Here is a 15,833-nt window from a genome sequence, read left to right on the forward strand (position 1 = left end):
AAGGGAAGGCTACGTGGAGCTGCTGTCCTCATCGCGGGTACGGTCAATGTCCGGATCGTCGATCTTCGTGGTGTCGCGCGGCTCCACGTACGGCTCCCGTCCGGGAGACTGACCCGCCTCGATGGCGCGTTCACGGGCGAGCTCGGCGTCGAACTCCACGCCGAGCAGCACGGCGATGTTGGTGATCCACAGCCAGATCAGGAAGACGACGACGCCGGCCAGCGCGGCGTAGGTCTTGCTGTAGGTGGCGAAGTTGGCCACGTAGAAGCCGAACACGGCGGACGCGACGATCCACACCGTGACGGCCAGCACGCTCCCGGGGGTGATCCATCGGAAGCCGGGCTGTACGACGTTGGGCGCCGCCCAGTACAGCAGGGCCAGCACGAGCGTCACGACGAGGACCAGGATCGGCCACTTGGCGATGCCCCACACGGTCAGAGCGGTCTGACCGATGCCGAGAAGCCGACCGGCCTGGTCGGCGAGCCCGCCGGTGAACACGACGGCGACCGCGCCGGCCGCCATCAGGACCACCAGCACGGTGGTGATGGCCAGGCGCAGCGGCAGCGTCTTCCAGACGGGGCGGCCTTCCGGCATCTCGTACATGACGTTCGAGGCCCGCATGAAGGCCCCCACGTAGCCGGAGGCCGACCACAGGGCGATGGCCAGGCCGACGACGGTGGCGAGGCTCGCGGCGCGCGGGCTCTCCTGCAGCGCCTGGAGCGCGGTGTCGATGATCTGCCGCGCGGGCCCCGGCGCCATCGCGCTCAGGTTGTCCACCAGCGGCTGGGTGGCCGACTGGCCGAACACGCCGAGCAGCGAGACGACCGCGAGCAGCGCCGGGAAGATCGACAGGACCGCGTAGTAGGTGAGCGCCGCCGCCCAGTCGGTGACCTTGTCGTCCCTGAACTCCTTGACGGTCCGCTTGAGCACTCCCCACCAGGAGCGCTTGGACAACTCCGCCGGCCCTTCGACTACCTGCGTCACGATCTTCCCGCCCTCAGCTGGTCGTGGCCTGGCGGCTACCCTCGCCCTCCATCCCTACGCCTACGACCGCTATACGCACGCATAGTAGGCTTCCTTTCCAGGCAGCGAGCTATACAAAAGGTGGCAGCGTGACGATCGCACCCGACCCCGAAGACCTCACCGCCCGCGCCCGGATCCGCGACGCGGCGCTGCGGCACTTCGGCGAGCACGGGTTCGAGCGGGCCACGATCCGGGGCATCGCCGAGACCGCCGGTGTGTCCTCCGGGCTGGTACGCCACCACTTCGGCTCCAAAGAGGCGCTACGCGACGCCTGCGACGACTATCTGGCCAAGTTGATCCGCCGAATCAACGACCAGGTCCGGAACGACACCATGCCGAGTGACGTGAACTATGTGGCCGTCGCCCGGAACCTCCTGGGGCCCCACCAGCCGTATGTGGGACGGGCCCTGGCCGAGGGACGGGCCGAGGCCGTCTTCGACGAGCTCGTACGGCTGAGCGAGGAGTGGATCGAGGAGTACGACAGGACCCGGCCCGATCCCTCTCCGGTGCCCCGCAAGGCACGGGCGGCGGTGGGCACCGCGATGGCGCTGTCGGTGACCGTCCTGCGCCACCACATGTCCCGGGCCCTGGGCGTCGAGGTGCTGAGCCCCGAGGGGGACAAACTGCTCGCCAAGACCCTGATCGACATCTACTCGCATCCCATGCTCAGCCTGGAGGACGCCGCCAAAGCCCAGGCCGCCCTGGATCAGCCCGGCTGAGACTCAGTGCGGGTGAGACTCAGCCCAGCTGAGGCGACCACCCGGCGGTCCCGGCCACGATGCGCACGGCCGCGCGGGCCAGCGGCTCCAGCCCCGCCACGTCGATCTTGTCGAGCGTGTCGGCCGAGTCGAACAGGTACATCGGCGCCGACAGGAAGTGCACGAGTGGCACCCCCTCCGGATGGAAGAACGCCCCGTCGGTCGGCGGCATGGGCGAGAACACGTCGGGCGGCAGCACGAAGGACCGCCGCAGGCCCTCCTCCGCCAGCGTCTCGGCGACCAGCTTCTCCAGCCGCGGCATCCGGCTGGTGAACCACCACCTGACCTCGGGGTCCGCGGTGGGAACGAGCTCGCCGTCCACGGCCTCGCAGCGCAGCGCCGCGTGTTCGAGATGCAGCTGAAGCACCACATCGGCCAGCGCCGCGCGGTGACGCTCGATGAACGCCCGAGTGCCCGCCGCATGCGCCATGTGCCCGGACGTCAGCAGGAACATCAGGTTGTGCGGCCGCGCCGAGACGGGCACAGCGGCCCAGTGACGCGCGGCGGCCAGGACGAGCGCGATGCCGGAGGCGTCCTCGACGGCTGAGGCCCACGGCCCGTCGTGGTGGGAGCCGATGATGACCGTGTGCGGCGAATTGCCGGGCAGCGTGGCGACCACGTTGTGCGTGGTCACCGTGTCGATGACCGACTGGGCGACCAGCTCACCCGTGCAGGGCAGCCGGTCCAGGAGCCGCCGGGCATCGGCCCGCGACAGCCACAGACCGGGAATCGGCCGCTCGATCGCGTCATAGGGCACGTAGTAGTCGCGCGTCTCCCACGGCAGCCCGGTCAGCGCCCCGATGAAGCCGGCCGCGCCCGCCTCCAGCGCGGGCTCGACGACCTCCATCATCCGCGGTCCGAACGGGAGGGTCTGGACGAGCGTGTCGAAGACGCCCTCCGGGTCGTAGGACGACGTGGCCAGCGTGCTGACGTACGACTGCGGCAGCTCGGTGAAGGCCAGTTCGTCCACCGCGATGTCGCCGGGCCGCGCGTCGGCGAGCGGCGCGATCCTGGCGCGCAGGCTATCCGTCGGCAGGGTGTGCGGGAGCGGGAACCCGGTCAGCTCCGTGCCGTCGTCGAGCCGCAACACCCCGGTGCCGGGCTGCCAGCGGGGCACCTCCACCGGCTCCAGCGAGACCTCCAGCCCGAACTCCGTCAGCCGCTCGGCCAGCCACTGCTCGGTCCACGCGTCCGCCGGATAGCCCGGCCGCCGGATGCCCCGGGACACGACGGTCTCGATCCAGCCGAGCATCTCGGCGGCGGAAGGCACGTGATCCATGGGCTGATCCAACCATTGACAGCGGTCCTTTGTGAAGCGACAGTTTCGGTCATCCGTACAACTTTGTGGAGGCTGTATGAAGCTCGTCGTGGCCGTCATCATGGTCCTGCTGGGGATCATGGCCAGACCGGCCCAGGCCGCGGACACCATCGAGGCGCACTACAAGGTCGCGGGCCCCTGGGCGGTCACGACCGCCGACGCCCCGGGTTACAAGCTCTACTACCCGGCCGACCTCGGCGCCGGAGGTGTCAAGCATCCGATCATCACCTGGGGCAACGGCACGGGCGCCGTGCCCACGCAGTATTCCGGGTTACTCAACCAGCTCGCCTCCTGGGGCTTCGCCGTGGTCGCCTCGACCGACACCACGACCGGCACCGGGTCGGAGATGATCGCCGCCGCCCAATACCTGATCGCCAGGAACGCCGACAGCTCCAGCGTCTTCTACAGCAAGCTCGACGTGACGAAGGTCGGCGCGGTCGGCCACTCCCAGGGCGCCGGCGGCTCGGTGAACACCGCGACCAAGTCCGGCGGCCTGATCGACACCGTCGTCCCCATCGCGCTGCCCGCGCCCATCTGGGTGGGTTCGGGGGACAAGTTCTACGTCGACCAGTTGGCCTGCCCGGTGCTCTTCGTCAGCGGCGCCAACGACACCATCATCTCGCCCAACTCGGCCCTCCAGACGTACTACGGCCAGGTCCCGGGAGCGGCGGCCAAGGCGCAGCTCAAAGGCGCCGACCACAACACGATCCAGGGCACGGGCGGCGGCTTCCTCGGTTATGTGACGGCCTGGCTGATGTACCAGCTCCAGGGCGACACCTACGCCAGAGGCGCCTTCGCCGGCACCACCCCGGAGCTCAACACCAACGCCGGCTGGCAGAACCAGGTGGAGAAGAACCTGCCCTAACGACGCAGCGCGAAGGCGGCGCGCGGGTTGCCGATCAGCGCCGCCTTCGCCACCTCACCCAGCCCCGCGGCCTCCAGCCGCGGCACGAACCGCTCCAGAAGGTACGTCAGGCCGGGCCCGCCGCCCAGGCTCGGCCAGTACGACCTGCGCGCCAGGTCCATCCCGAACAGCACCCGATCCCCCAGCCCGCGCTCGGCGAGCTCGGCGACGAGCGTGACGATCGCGCTGTCCGGGCCGTACTTGACCCGCCCCGGCCGGTCAAAGGCCAGATAGGCCCCTCTCTCCGCCAATGAGGCGAGATATCCGGCGTCGGGATTGTGGTCGATGTGCCCGAGCACCACCCGATCGGCCGCCACCCCTTCCGAGGCCAGCGCGTCGAGCAGCTCGTGCCCCATCGTGCCCTTGTCGCAATGGGTGACGACCGGCACCCCCGTCCGCCGGGCGGCGGCGGCCACCGCGCCCACCAATCGCGCCACACCGCGCCCGAACGAGTGATATGACGTGGCGATCTTGATGGCGCCCGCGCGGGCAGACGACCGCCGCACCAGCGGCCCCACCAGCCCGTACTCGTCCATGCCCTGGTCGATCTCGGCCACGAGGAGCTCCGTGATCTCGTCGACCGAGTAGCGGTGCATCCAGTGCATGTCGCTGTAGTAACCGCTCTTGTGGAACCCGGTCACCGCGATCACGTGCAGCCCGGTCCGCTCCGCCAGCTCCTTCATCAGGGACGGACTGCGGCCGAACCCGAGCGGCGTCATCTCGACCACCGCGGAAAGGCCCAGCCGCTGCGCCTCCGTCACCTCCACCACGGCCGCGTCGAAGGAGTCGAGCCGGTAGTCCGGCTCGTTGCGTACCGGCCAGCCACCGGTCATGAACAGGTGCTCGTGCGCATAGGTGATGCCAAGCTCCTCGACATCCCCCAGCACGGTACGGACGGTCACAGAAGCGCTCCTTCTTCTCGCAGCCGCGTGCGCAGCAGTTCCACGTCCACCGCCGCGGGCTCCACCCCGGCCTGTACGGCCAGCGCCGCGGCCGTCCCCGCCGCCTGCCCCATCGCCATGCACTGCCCCATGGACCGGGCGGAGGCGTGGGCGTCGTGCGTGGCCGACAGGCAGCGCCCGGCCACGATCAGCCCGCCGATCTCGACGGGGAGCAGGCACCGGTAGGGGATGCCGTAGGTGCCGAAGTCGTGGACGTACTCCCAGCGGGTGGCGGCCCCCGAGTCGTGGTCCTCGATGGGCGCGCCGCACCGCGCGATCGTGTCGGGAAAATCCCTCCCGGCCAACACATCATCAGAAGTCAGGACATATCGTCCGACTAGGCGCCGTGACTCCCGTACACCAATACGTATGGACGTGCTGAGCAGCACGGCCGAGCCGTACCCCGGGACCTTCGCCCGCAGGAAGGCGACATAGTCGCGGACCTGCCGCCGCCCCACCCGCTCGGCCTCCGCCAGCTCCACCGGGTCGGTCGGGTCGAGGCCGGTCACCCGCGTGAGGTTGGTGTGCACGATCCCGTCGTTCACGGTCCGATGCACGGACCCCTCGCGCCGCGGCAGGTCGGCGTCAGCCATCAGCGCGTGCAGCTCCGCCGTACTGGTGGCGGACAGATCGACCCCGCCGAGCCGGAACGTGGCCGTCATCGGCTGGAGCCGCATGCCAGGGCGTTCGAGGGTGGCCCCGGCCCGCCAGGCGACCTCGGCGTCCCCGGTGGCGTCGATCACCACCCGGGCCTTGACCAGGAACCGGCCCGCCACGGTCTCCACGACGACGCCGGTGCCCGGCACGAAGTCGCAGACCCTGGCGTGCAGGAGCGCGTCCGGGACCAGCTCGTCCCAGACCAGCTTGAGTTCCTCGGGCTCGTAGGTCACTCCGGTGCCCGCGCCATAGGTGTTGGGCCGCTCGAAGGCGGCCCCGGCCTCGAAGAGCCGCTCGCACACCTCCCAGCCGACGCCGCCGACGACCCGCCGCGAGACGGGGCCGGGGGCGTAGAAGCCGTAGAAGGTGTCGAGCACCGCGGCACCCGTACCGCCGAGGAAGCCCGCCGACTCCACCAGCAGGCACGACGCCCCGGCACGCGCCGCCGCGACGGCGGCCGCGCACCCCGCGCTGCCGCCGCCCGCGACCACGACATCGCCTTCCCACAGGACGTTCATCGCAGGTGCCACCCTCCGTCGACGGGAATGACCGCGCCCGTGGTCCGTCCGGACGACGGCGACAGCAGCCACAGCACGGCCTGGGCGACCTCCTCCGGCTGGCACAGCTCGGCGCCGAGCGGCATCAGCGACGGCAGCTTGGCCTTGATCGCCTCGGAGGTCTGGGCGCGGCGGCTCATCGGCGTGGCCACCAGCCCGGCCGAGATCAGGTTGACCCGCACGCCGTGCGGCGCCGCCTCGCGGGCCGCGGTCCTGATCAGCGGGATCAGCGCGCCCTTGGCCGAGGCGTAGGCCACGGTGCGGAAGTCGTCGTCGAGCGAGGAGCCCAGCGCCGAGCCGATCACCACGATCGACCCGCCCTCCCGCATCGCGGGGATCGCCGCGCGCAGCAGCCGGAACACCGACTCGTGGTTGACCCGGTGCACCTCGTGCCACGCCGTGTCGGTGCACTCGACCACGCCGCCGTCACCGAGCGAGCGGCCCGACATGCCGACCGCGTGCACGACGCCGGAGATCTGCCCGTGTACGGCCGTCGCCTGGGCCAGGGCCTTCTCCGCGTGCCCCGGCGTGGTGATGTCGATCCCGCCGGCCAGGTCCACGCCGAAGGCGGCCCCGCCGGTGGCCTCGACCGCCGCCACGCAGGCCCGGCCGATGCCGCCGTCCGAGCCGGCCACCAGTACGGCGCTCATGGTTTCCTGAGCACGGCGGCGGCGCGGCGGGCGTGTTCGAGATAGGCGGCCTCGAACAGCTCCTCCGAGCGCGGGCCGCCGACGAGCTTGGCGCTGGAGATGACCGGCGGGACCCAGCCGCCCGCGACGAGCAGTTCAGCGGTACGGACCTTGATCTCGTTGACCACGGAGACCGCGGCCAGCGTGCTGCCAGGACCGACCGGCTCGGCCAGCCCGTCGACGGAGCACAGCGCGTCACCGACCGGGGTGCACAGGTCGATCACCACGTCGGCGTGGTCGGCGAGCCGGGTCCCGCTGGGGTGACCGGGCTCGACGGCCGTGGTCTCCCGCATCGACGTGACGGCGACCACGGGCAGTCCCGCCTTGCGCAGCCCCATCGCCATCTCGATCGGCACGGCGTTCAGGCCGCTGACGCTGAACACGATGGCCGCGTCGCTCGGCCGCAGCTCGAAGTTGGCCAGGATGGCGTCGGCGAGCCCTTCTACCCGCTCGATGAACATCGCCTGCCGCATCCCGTTCGACCCGGCCACCTGCGTGTAGAACGTCGTCGACAGGTCCACGATGGGATGGAAGCCGGGATAGGAGCCGTAGCGGGGGAACATCTCCTCCACACCCATCCGCGAATGTCCGGTCCCGAACGTGTGCACCACGCCCCCGCCGCCGATGGCCGAGGCGGCCGTCCGAGCGGCCGCGGCGAGCGCGTCCTCCTGTGTCCGCTCGATCTCGCCGAGCAGGTCCATCGCGCGCCGTATCCATTTCATCCAGATCTCCTCCCGTAGAGCGCGGCGCCGATCGCCCCGGCCATCGGGCCGAGTACGGCGGGTAGCACCGCGATTTCCCCGATGAGCGGGCGTCGCCGCTCAAGTTCCTTGTCCAGGGCGGATCGCATGAGATCGAGCGCGCCGGAGATCCCGCCGCCCACGACCACCGTGCCGACGCCGAAGAACGCCGCCGCGTCGCCCAGCGCGATGCCGAGCGCCCAGCCGGCCCTGGACAGCACGCCCAGCGCCCGCCCGTCGCCCGTCCTGGCGGCCTCGGCGACCTCCTTGGGCGAGCCGGAGCCGAAGGCCCGCACGATGCCCGGCCCGCCGGCGAACGTCTCCACGCAGCCCCGGTTGCCGCAGCAGCACACCGGCCCCCAGGGGGAGACCGTGACGTGCCCGATCTCGCCGAGATTGTCGCGCGGGCCGACGAGTATCCCGCCGCGCAGCGCCACCGCCCCGCCCACTCCGGTCCCGAGCACCGCGAACAGCACGTCGGGCAGCCCGCGAGCCGCCCCGAGGAGCAGCTCGGCGAGCCCGAACGCGCGGGCGTCGTTGACCACGGTCACCGGCGCCCCGGTCAGGGCGCCCAGCCGCGAGCCGACCGGATAGCCGTCCCAGTCGCCGGGCGGGTTCGGCACGAACAGCGCGGTCCCGGTGTCGCGGTCCACGTGGCCGGGCAGCCCGATCCCGATGCTCTCCACCCGGCGGGCGGCCAGCGAGGCCACGAACGTCATCGTCTCGTCGGGGTCCGGCGGGGTGGGGACAGTGCCCTCGCCGACCACCCTCTCGCCCTCCAAAACCACCCATTTGGTGTACGTCCCGCCGACGTCGATCCCGAGCCGCGTCACAGCCCGACCCTCAGGACCCGCGAGGCGAACCCGGCGTCCTCGGGCGCCGCGACCGGGCGGAACGGCTCGACGCCGAGCAGCCGCAGGTAGGCCAGCAGCGGTTGGGAGTGGCTGTGCAGGTTGGCGACGGGGTAGGCCTGCATGGCCACGCCGACGTCGGCCAGGTCCCAGGTGCGTCCCGGCCGCTCGGTCTCGGGCGCCAGATAGGCGTCGGGGCCGGACAGCGTGCCTTCCCATACCTCCGGATAGGCAGCCGCATGGGCGGCCAGGGACATCCGGCGCCACCACTGCCAGCCCAGCTCGGGAGCGTGCTCGGCGGCGGCCCAGATCAGCGTCATGTTGATCGCGTACCAGATCGTGCCGACCCCGCCGGGGCCGTATGCGCCCTTGTCGGGCCAGCGCAGCCGGGCGCCCAGCGGTGAATCGGCGGCGGAGGTCCGCTCAATCGTGTGCAACAGCTCCACAGCCCGCTCAGGCGGGGCGGCGCCGCACAGAATCGCCCAAGGCTGCACCTCCAGCCACAGGTCGGACTCCCCGACGACGGCTCCCGGGCCGTACGCGCGCCGGTACCACCGGCCGTTCCACTCCCCCGCCACCAGGTCGCGCAGCTCCTCGCCGAGCTTGCGGGCCTCGGCCGCGGTCGCGTGGTCGCCGAGCCGCTCGGCCAGGACCGCGTAGCGGGGCAGGACCCAGGCGGCCATGGCCGAGTTCAGGACCGACTCGCCGTGGGAGATCATCACCTCGCGGTCCACCCCGCTCTCGGTGATGGCCATGTCGTTCCAGTCGGCGTTCAGTATCCGCAGGTGGCCGTGCTCTCCCCGGCCCACCACGTCGGTGAGGAACCTGAACTGCCGGCGCAGGTTCGCGCCGAGCGACACAGGCGTGGCCCCGTGGACCGGGTGGTACGGCACGGGGGCGCCGAAGGCCGCCAGGTCGCCCGTCGCGCTCAGGTATTCGGCCGCCAGCCACAGGGCCCACAGGTTCTGGTCCGAGGGCCGGAAGAGGTCGGTCCATGGCTGCTTGTCCGGTCCGAGCGCATAAGGCAGATCACCGTCGGGGCCGCCCCAGGCGCACGTGTTGCGCAGTACGGACAGGGCCAGGTCCGGCTCGATGTACACCAGCGGCAGGGCGTGCTGGAGCGGGTCGCGCGCGGCGCCGTTGAAGCCGTGCCGGAAGGAGTAGCACGAGCCCTGGTCGAGGGTGTGGCCGCCGAGCACGCCGTCGGCGCAGGCCGCGCCGGTCAGCAGCGCCGCGTGCCACGGGACCTCCCGCTCGGCCTCGGGCGCCCGCGCCGCGACCGCCCTCGGCAGCCGCTCGCGCAGCGCGGCGAGGCTGCTCGCGAACGACCCCGTCACCTCGCCCACCCTGCCGTCCATCTCGTCGTCCAGCAGCCCGTATCTCAGCTCCAGCAGGCGCTCTCCGCCGGCTGCCAGCTCCAGGGGTACGGCCAGGCGGCCGGACCCGGTTCTGGGGCCGCCGACGAGCTCCAGCTCCAGCCCGGGGTCCTCGGTCGGCTTCGCGCCGTTGATGAGCTCGACCCTGGCAGCCCCGGCCGTCCACTCCTCGGTCAGCTCCAGCCGTACCGGCTCGTCGAGCAGGTTGCGTACGTGCAGCCGGATCAGCACCCATGGGTGCTCGCCCTCGGGGCACAGCACCGTGCGGTCCAGCGCCACGCGGTCGTCGGCGACCCGGACGCTCGCGAACGTCGGCCCGAAGACCCGCTCCGATCCCGAAATATCGGTGGAAAGGGTGCCGACGCGTGTCACCCCCGTGCCACGGGTGAGCCACAGCAGGCCGGTGTGCTCGTCGAACAGGTCGCTGAGCCCGTAGTTGTCCGCGACCAGCGTGATCCGCCGGTTCCCGACATGGACGAAGTGCCGCCGGGTGAGCGGGTCCAGGACGGGGTCCCACTCCGCTCGCGGGTCGCTCTCCTGGTCCGCCGTGTAGGCGAAGGCGGGCAGCCCGTACGCGGTGGTCCATGTGCCGAACGCGCTCATTTCCGTACCCCTCCCAGGGTCAGCCCCGCCACGTAGTAGCGCTGCAGCAGGAACATCAGCACCAGCGGCGGCACCGCCGTGATCAGGGCCGCGGTGCTGACCAGGCCGATGCTGAAGTCGTACTCTGTCTGGAGCTGCGAGAGCCCCACGGGCAGCGGCCAGAGGCCGGGATCGTTGGCCACGATGAGCGGCCACAGCAGGTTGTCCCACTGCGCGAGGAACTGCAGCAGGAAGAGCGTGAGCAGGGCGGGCCGCAGCAGCGGCACCCCGATGCGGAGGAAGATCCGCAACTCGCTCGCGCCGTCCACCCGCGCCGACAGCAGCAGCTCATGCGGCAGGGCCAGGGCGAACTGGCGGACCAGGAACACCCCGAACGCGCTCATCATGAACGGCACGATCATCCCCTGGTAGGAGTTGATCCAGCCCAGCTCCTTGACGATGAGGTACATCGGCACGAGCACCACGATCGGCGACAGCGACAGCGTTCCCACGATGACCGCGAACAGCACCCGGCTGCCGGGGAACCTGAGCTGCGCGAGCGCGTATCCGGCGGCCGAGGAGAAGATCACTTCGAGGACGCCGATGCCGAGCGCGAGGATCAGGCTGTTGCGCAGGTAGATCGGGAAGCCGCCCTGGTCGAACAGCTGCGAGACATGCGCGCCCAGCTGGGAGACGTCGAAGCCGAACCCGCCGAGATCGGTCGCGTCCGACGCGGAGGAGACCGCGAACATCGCGTACACCGGCAGCAGCAGGACGGCCACGACCAGGGTCAGGATCGTGTTGCGGACCACCTTCACCCGTCATCGCCTCCCCTGAGCACCCTGAACTGCACGAGCGAAAGCGCCAGCATGGCCACCAGCAGGACCATCGCGATAGCCGAGGCGTAGCCCATGCGCTCGAACCCGAAGCCGGTCGCCCACAGGTAGAGCGGCAGCACCTCGGTGGCGCCGGCCGGGCCACCCTTGGTGAGCAGGAAGGCGGGCACGAACGACTGCATCGCCCCGACCACCGCGATGACCAGCACGAACAGCAGCGTGCGGCGCAGCAGCGGGAGCGTGATGCGGTAGAAGACCCGTATCGGACCTGCGCCGTCGAGCGCGGCCGCCTCGAACACGCTCAGCGGCAACCCCTGCAGCCCGGCGGTCAGGATGATCACGAACAGCCCGAGGTGCTTCCATGTCGTCATGATCACCAGGGCCCAGAGCGCGAGCCCCTCGTCGGTCAGCCACGGCTTCGGCTCGGCCCCGACGAGCCCGATCAGCGCGTTCGCCAGGCCCTTGTCGGCGAAGATCACCGACCACACCATCGAGGTGGCCACCAGCGGCATCGCCGCCGGGATCATGACCAGCCCGCGGAGGAAGGCGTTGTAGCGGCCCGGCTTGCTCAGCGGTACGGCTATCGCCAGGCCGAGCACGATCGACGGGACCACGGAGCCGATCGTGTAGAGGGCGGTGACGCGGGCCGAGTTCCAGAAGCCGGGGTCGCCGAGCATTCTGCGGTAGTTGTCCAGGCCAGTCCATTCGGGTGTCCCGGCGAAGTCGTAGCTGGTGAAGCTGAGATACACGGCCGCGACGAACGGCACGAGCCAGAAGACCAGGAAGTAGACTGCCGCCGGCAGGGCCAGCAGGCCACCGGTGCGCGCCTCCGCCCATCGCTGGCCCTTGCCCGAGACCTTTGTGACGGGCTGCACCAGTCGTAAGGACATCGTCACAGCGTCATCCGCATCGCCTGGTCGAAGTCCGCCGCCGCCTGCTCGGGCGTCTTCTTGCCGAAGGCCACCGCGTCGGCGGCGTCGGTCAGCGCCTTGGCCATCTCGTTCCACACCGGCGTCTGCGGGCCGAAGTCGGCGTACGGGGCCGCGTCCGCCATGATGTCCAGCGCCTTCTGGTCGGCGCCCGATAATTTCTCCCAGCCCTTGACCGGAGTGAGGATGCTGGCGTCCTTGAGCTGCTTGGCCGCGACGTCCTGGCGCTGGAGGTAGTCGACGAAGTGCCAGGCGGTGTACGGCAGCTTCGACTGCTTGGCCACCGCCCAGCCCCAGGTGTAGGCCGGGGCGACCGGCTTGCCCGCGTCCCAGCGCGGCATCGGGGCGATGTCGAAGACGTCGCCGAAGGTCAGCTTGGGATTCAGCGTGGGGAACAGGTCCATCGCGAACAGCCCGGAGACCAGCATGGCCGCCTCACCGGTGGCGAACAGCCCGAAGCCGGACAGCGGGCTCGACAGCTTCGGGTTGCCCAGGCTCCCGTAGTAGCGCAGCGCCTCGACCCCCGCGTCGGTGGCCAGCGTCGCCTTGCCCGCGTCGGGGCTGAGTATCGTGCCGCCCTTCCCCTTGACCAGGGCGAGCAGCTGCATCAGCGTCCACTGAGGATTGCCCAGGATCCACTGCAGGCCCACCTTCTTGCCGTCGGCCGAGGTCAGCCGCTTGCTGTACTCGGCGACCTCTTCCCAGGTGGTGGGCGGCTTGTCCGGATCGAGGCCGGCTGCCGCGAACCTGTCCTTGCGGTAGTAGAGGTAGCAGATCGTGTAGTCGGTGGGGACGCCGTAGAGCCTGCCCTCGTACGACAGTGAGCTGATCGCGTGCTCGTCGTAGTCCTGGACCAGCGCCTTCTCGTCGGCCACGCCCATGGCCTTGGGGATGATCGGGGCGAGGCGGCCCTTGCGCGCGTGACCCGGGATGGTCCAGCCGCCGATCCTGAACAGGTCCGGCGGCACGTCACCGGCGAAGGCGGTCAGCAGCTTGGCGTCGAGCTTGTCCACGGGCACGTAGAGCGGGGTGATGTCGACACCGCCGAACTCCTGCATGTAGCTGCGCAACAGCGGGGTGAACACCGCGTCGTACGCCTTGGTCTGGTGCAGCCAGACGGAGATCTTCCCTCGCGGCACCCCGTCGGCGGGCACCGAGGCCACCGGATCGGCGGAGCCGCAGGCGGCCAGCAGGCCGGACGCCGTGGTCAGCGCGGCGGTCTTGAGCAAGTTGCGCCGGGTCATCATGGACATGCTCAACCTCCGGAACGGCGATGCCGTCCAGGTAGATGACTGTTTTGGGGGGTGTTACTGGCCCATCAGGGCGTTCTTGGCGTCGTTGAGCTCCACGGAGAACACGGCGAAGTCGCCGCGCGCGTGGCGGATGGTGTATTCGAGCGCGACACCGCTCTCGGTGCACGTGTTGCGGGCGGTCGCGAGCAGGGCCGCGGCCATGGGGACATGCAGCAGCTGGGCGAGCCGGTAGTCGGCGTTGACCGCGCCGATCGTCTCCCTGCCGCTCGCGGGGGACAGTCCGTACTTCACCCGCAGCAGGTCATAGAGCGAACCGGTCAGATCCTCGTCGAGGATGCCGGGCACCAGCTCGGCGGGCAGGTGGGCGCTCTCCAGCATGCAGGGCGCGCCTTCGAGCAGCCGCAGCCGCTCGACGAAGACGACCTGCTCCGTCTCCCGGACACCGAGCGCCACGGCGACCTCGGCGCCCGCCGGCTGCAGATGGGCCTTGAGCACCTGCGTCGTCGGCCTGCGGCCGAGCCGCGCCATCGTCTCGGTGAAGCCGACCGGGCCCGCGCCCAGCTCGGGGGCCACGGCCAGCGGCGCGGTGTAGGTGCCGCTGCCCTGCCTGGCCACCAGCAGGCCCTCCTGCACCAGGTCGCCGATCGCCCGGCGGGCCGTCGCCCGGCTCACGCCCGCGTACGCCATGAGGTCCTTCTCGGCGGGGATGGGCGTGTCGGGCTCGCAGTCGCGGATGGCCGCCCTGAGGCGCTCGCGCAGTTGGTAGTAGAGCGGCACCACGGCTGACGGGTCGAGGGCCAGCCGGCGTTCCCAGTCGGTCATACGCTCACGTCCTAAGTTGTACGGACGACCGTATCTTTTCCGCTCGACCCGGATGGTGTCAACCACTCGTTGTGTATCGTGCTGAGGTCGAGCGCCGGTGGAGGATCTGTGCGGGGCGTCATGTGTACGGTGATCTGCGCGTCTCTCGTGCTGGGCGGCGGCGACTCCCGGCCCCACGAGGGCGGCTCCCGGCCCGCCGCGAGCTCGCCGAGCACCGCCACCCCGGTCGGCTTCAGCGCGGCCAAGGTCGACTTCAACCGTGACGGCTTCGAGGACTACGCGGTCTCAGCCCCGGCGGGCACGGTCGGCCACATCCTCAAAGCCGGATATACCGCCATCTTGTATGGCGCGGCCAGTGGCGTCGATCCCGCCCGGCGCCGGATCCTGCACCTCGACAGCTCCAACGTGGCCGGCGATCCCGTGGCCGGTGACGCGTTCGGGGCCCGCACCGCCGCCGGTGACTTCGACGCCGACGGCTACACCGATCTGGCGGTCAGCTCGTACAACCCCTTCGAGCTGGACCGGCGGTTCGTCACCCTGCTGTGGGGCGGCAAGGACGGGCTGGCGCTGGGCACTCCGCTGGTCGACCCCCCGCGCACCGACGTCCCGCCGGACCTGGTCGACCGGACCGAGGGCCGGGAGCTGGCGGTCGGTGACTTCGACGGCGACGGCAAGGACGACCTGGCCGCCACCAGCGAGCGGGGGCTGGTGAATGTCTTCCACGGCCCGTTCCCGCGTGACGGCCGCCCGGCCCGCAAGGTCGTCCTTGACGGGACCTACGAGCAGCCGACCAGGCTGGTCGCCGGCGACATGACCGGCGACGGCAAGGACGACCTGGTCACCACGCACGCCTGGGAGGAGACGGCCGAGCCGTCCCTGTTCTGGAAGGGCGGTCCGCAGGGGCTCGCCGGGCGGCCGAGGCGGCTGGACGCGGCCGCCACCGGAGCCGTGGGCGACCTCGACGGCGACCACTACGGCGACCTGGTGCTGCGCGTCATCCCCAGCGGCTTCGTCGACACCCTGAAGGCCGACAAGGGCACCATCAAGGTCCTGTACGGCTCGCCGGACGGTCCCGGCCGCCGTACCCGCACTCTCACCCAGGACACCCCCGGCGTGCCGGGGAGCGGCGCGCGAGGTGACCAGTTCGGCTTCGACCTGGCCGCCGGGGACGTGGACGGCGACGGGTACTCCGACATCGCCGCGGGTGTACCCGGCAAGACCGGCGGCGGCGCCGTGCTGCTGCTCAGAGGCGGCAAGAGCGGCCCGGCCGGGGCACGACTGTTCACCCAGGCCAGTCCGGGCATCCCGGGGACCGCCGAGGACGGGGACCAGTTCGGCGCCTCCGTCAGCCTGCGCGACCTCAACGGCGACGGCCGGGCCGATCTCGGCGTGGGCGCCCCCGGAGAGGACGGCACAGTCGTGAAGACCGGCGCGGCTTGGGTGCTGCCCGGTTCACCCGGCGGCTTGACCACCGACAGTGCCCTCTCGTTCGACCCGGCCGCCATCCAGGCGTCCGACACGGGCTCCCACCTGGGAATGTGGTCCGCCAAATAGGGCCGTCGAAGGGCTGCCCCGGCGTAGGCGCGGGCCGAAAGAT

At 70.9% G+C, this 15,833-nt stretch carries 15 protein-coding genes; 3 read left to right on the forward strand and 12 right to left on the reverse strand.

The genetic code is table 11. The features are described from left to right. Nucleotides 1-9 precede the first annotated feature (9 nt). On the reverse strand, nucleotides 10-984 hold the full coding sequence (locus ACIBO2_RS45535; RefSeq protein WP_397304280.1) for a YihY/virulence factor BrkB family protein: 975 nt from the start codon (nucleotides 982-984) through the stop codon (nucleotides 10-12). Between the two features lie 128 nt (nucleotides 985-1,112). On the opposite strand from ACIBO2_RS45535, the gene ACIBO2_RS45540 reads away from it, so the two are divergent. Continuing rightward, the gene (locus ACIBO2_RS45540) at nucleotides 1,113-1,742 is read left to right on the forward strand and encodes a helix-turn-helix domain-containing protein (RefSeq protein WP_358532998.1); all 630 of its coding nucleotides are present in this window, start codon (nucleotides 1,113-1,115) and stop codon (nucleotides 1,740-1,742) included. Between the two features lie 19 nt (nucleotides 1,743-1,761). On the opposite strand, the gene ACIBO2_RS45545 is transcribed toward ACIBO2_RS45540, so the two are convergent. After that, nucleotides 1,762-3,060, reverse strand: coding sequence for a M28 family metallopeptidase (locus ACIBO2_RS45545; protein WP_397304281.1), 1,299 nt, complete (start codon nucleotides 3,058-3,060; stop codon nucleotides 1,762-1,764). 76 nt (nucleotides 3,061-3,136) lie between these two features. On the opposite strand from ACIBO2_RS45545, the gene ACIBO2_RS45550 reads away from it, so the two are divergent. Further along, entirely contained in the window at nucleotides 3,137-3,964 is an 828-nt protein-coding gene (locus ACIBO2_RS45550; protein WP_397304282.1) for an alpha/beta hydrolase family protein, read from the forward strand. Here the strand turns inward: ACIBO2_RS45550 and ACIBO2_RS45555 are convergent. From ACIBO2_RS45555 to ACIBO2_RS45600, 10 genes are read right to left on the reverse strand one after another with little or no spacing between them, the layout of a single operon-like run. Beyond that, nucleotides 3,961-4,905: a hypothetical protein gene (locus ACIBO2_RS45555; RefSeq protein WP_358533006.1), complete on the reverse strand. Its 945-nt coding sequence runs from the start codon at nucleotides 4,903-4,905 to the stop codon at nucleotides 3,961-3,963. The genes ACIBO2_RS45550 and ACIBO2_RS45555 overlap by 4 nt on opposite strands. Next, nucleotides 4,902-6,119, reverse strand: coding sequence for an FAD-dependent oxidoreductase (locus ACIBO2_RS45560; protein ID WP_358533008.1), 1,218 nt, complete (start codon nucleotides 6,117-6,119; stop codon nucleotides 4,902-4,904). The genes ACIBO2_RS45555 and ACIBO2_RS45560 overlap by 4 nt, the downstream gene beginning before the upstream one ends. Beyond that, the gene (locus tag ACIBO2_RS45565; protein ID WP_358533010.1) at nucleotides 6,116-6,808 is read right to left on the reverse strand and encodes an SDR family oxidoreductase; all 693 of its coding nucleotides are present in this window, start codon (nucleotides 6,806-6,808) and stop codon (nucleotides 6,116-6,118) included. The genes ACIBO2_RS45560 and ACIBO2_RS45565 overlap by 4 nt, the downstream gene beginning before the upstream one ends. Further along, nucleotides 6,805-7,569 (reverse strand): SIS domain-containing protein, encoded by a 765-nt coding sequence (locus ACIBO2_RS45570; RefSeq protein WP_358533012.1) that lies wholly within the window; start codon nucleotides 7,567-7,569, stop codon nucleotides 6,805-6,807. The genes ACIBO2_RS45565 and ACIBO2_RS45570 overlap by 4 nt, the downstream gene beginning before the upstream one ends. Further along, nucleotides 7,566-8,420: an ROK family protein gene (locus tag ACIBO2_RS45575; RefSeq protein ID WP_358533015.1), complete on the reverse strand. Its 855-nt coding sequence runs from the start codon at nucleotides 8,418-8,420 to the stop codon at nucleotides 7,566-7,568. The genes ACIBO2_RS45570 and ACIBO2_RS45575 overlap by 4 nt, the downstream gene beginning before the upstream one ends. Further along, nucleotides 8,417-10,417, reverse strand: a complete 2,001-nt coding sequence (locus ACIBO2_RS45580) for a GH36-type glycosyl hydrolase domain-containing protein (protein WP_397304283.1) — start codon at nucleotides 10,415-10,417, stop codon at nucleotides 8,417-8,419. Before ACIBO2_RS45580 ends, ACIBO2_RS45575 begins: the two co-directional genes overlap by 4 nt. Continuing rightward, nucleotides 10,414-11,214, reverse strand: coding sequence for a carbohydrate ABC transporter permease (locus ACIBO2_RS45585; RefSeq protein WP_358533020.1), 801 nt, complete (start codon nucleotides 11,212-11,214; stop codon nucleotides 10,414-10,416). The genes ACIBO2_RS45580 and ACIBO2_RS45585 overlap by 4 nt, the downstream gene beginning before the upstream one ends. Next, entirely contained in the window at nucleotides 11,211-12,122 is a 912-nt protein-coding gene (locus ACIBO2_RS45590) for a carbohydrate ABC transporter permease (protein ID WP_397304284.1), read from the reverse strand. Before ACIBO2_RS45590 ends, ACIBO2_RS45585 begins: the two co-directional genes overlap by 4 nt. A gap of 2 nt (nucleotides 12,123-12,124) precedes the next feature. Beyond that, nucleotides 12,125-13,414, reverse strand: a complete 1,290-nt coding sequence (locus ACIBO2_RS45595; RefSeq protein WP_358533026.1) for a substrate-binding domain-containing protein — start codon at nucleotides 13,412-13,414, stop codon at nucleotides 12,125-12,127. 54 nt (nucleotides 13,415-13,468) lie between these two features. Continuing rightward, a complete protein-coding gene (locus ACIBO2_RS45600; RefSeq protein WP_358533029.1) occupies nucleotides 13,469-14,236 on the reverse strand; it encodes a GntR family transcriptional regulator in 768 nt (255 codons plus the stop codon). Between the two features lie 108 nt (nucleotides 14,237-14,344). On the opposite strand from ACIBO2_RS45600, the gene ACIBO2_RS45605 reads away from it, so the two are divergent. Continuing rightward, a complete protein-coding gene (locus ACIBO2_RS45605; RefSeq protein WP_397304285.1) occupies nucleotides 14,345-15,790 on the forward strand; it encodes an FG-GAP-like repeat-containing protein in 1,446 nt (481 codons plus the stop codon). Nucleotides 15,791-15,833: the final 43 nt, after the last annotated feature.

It is taken from the genome of Nonomuraea sp. NPDC050022 (assembly GCF_044460705.1).
Taxonomy (GTDB): domain Bacteria; phylum Actinomycetota; class Actinomycetes; order Streptosporangiales; family Streptosporangiaceae; genus Nonomuraea.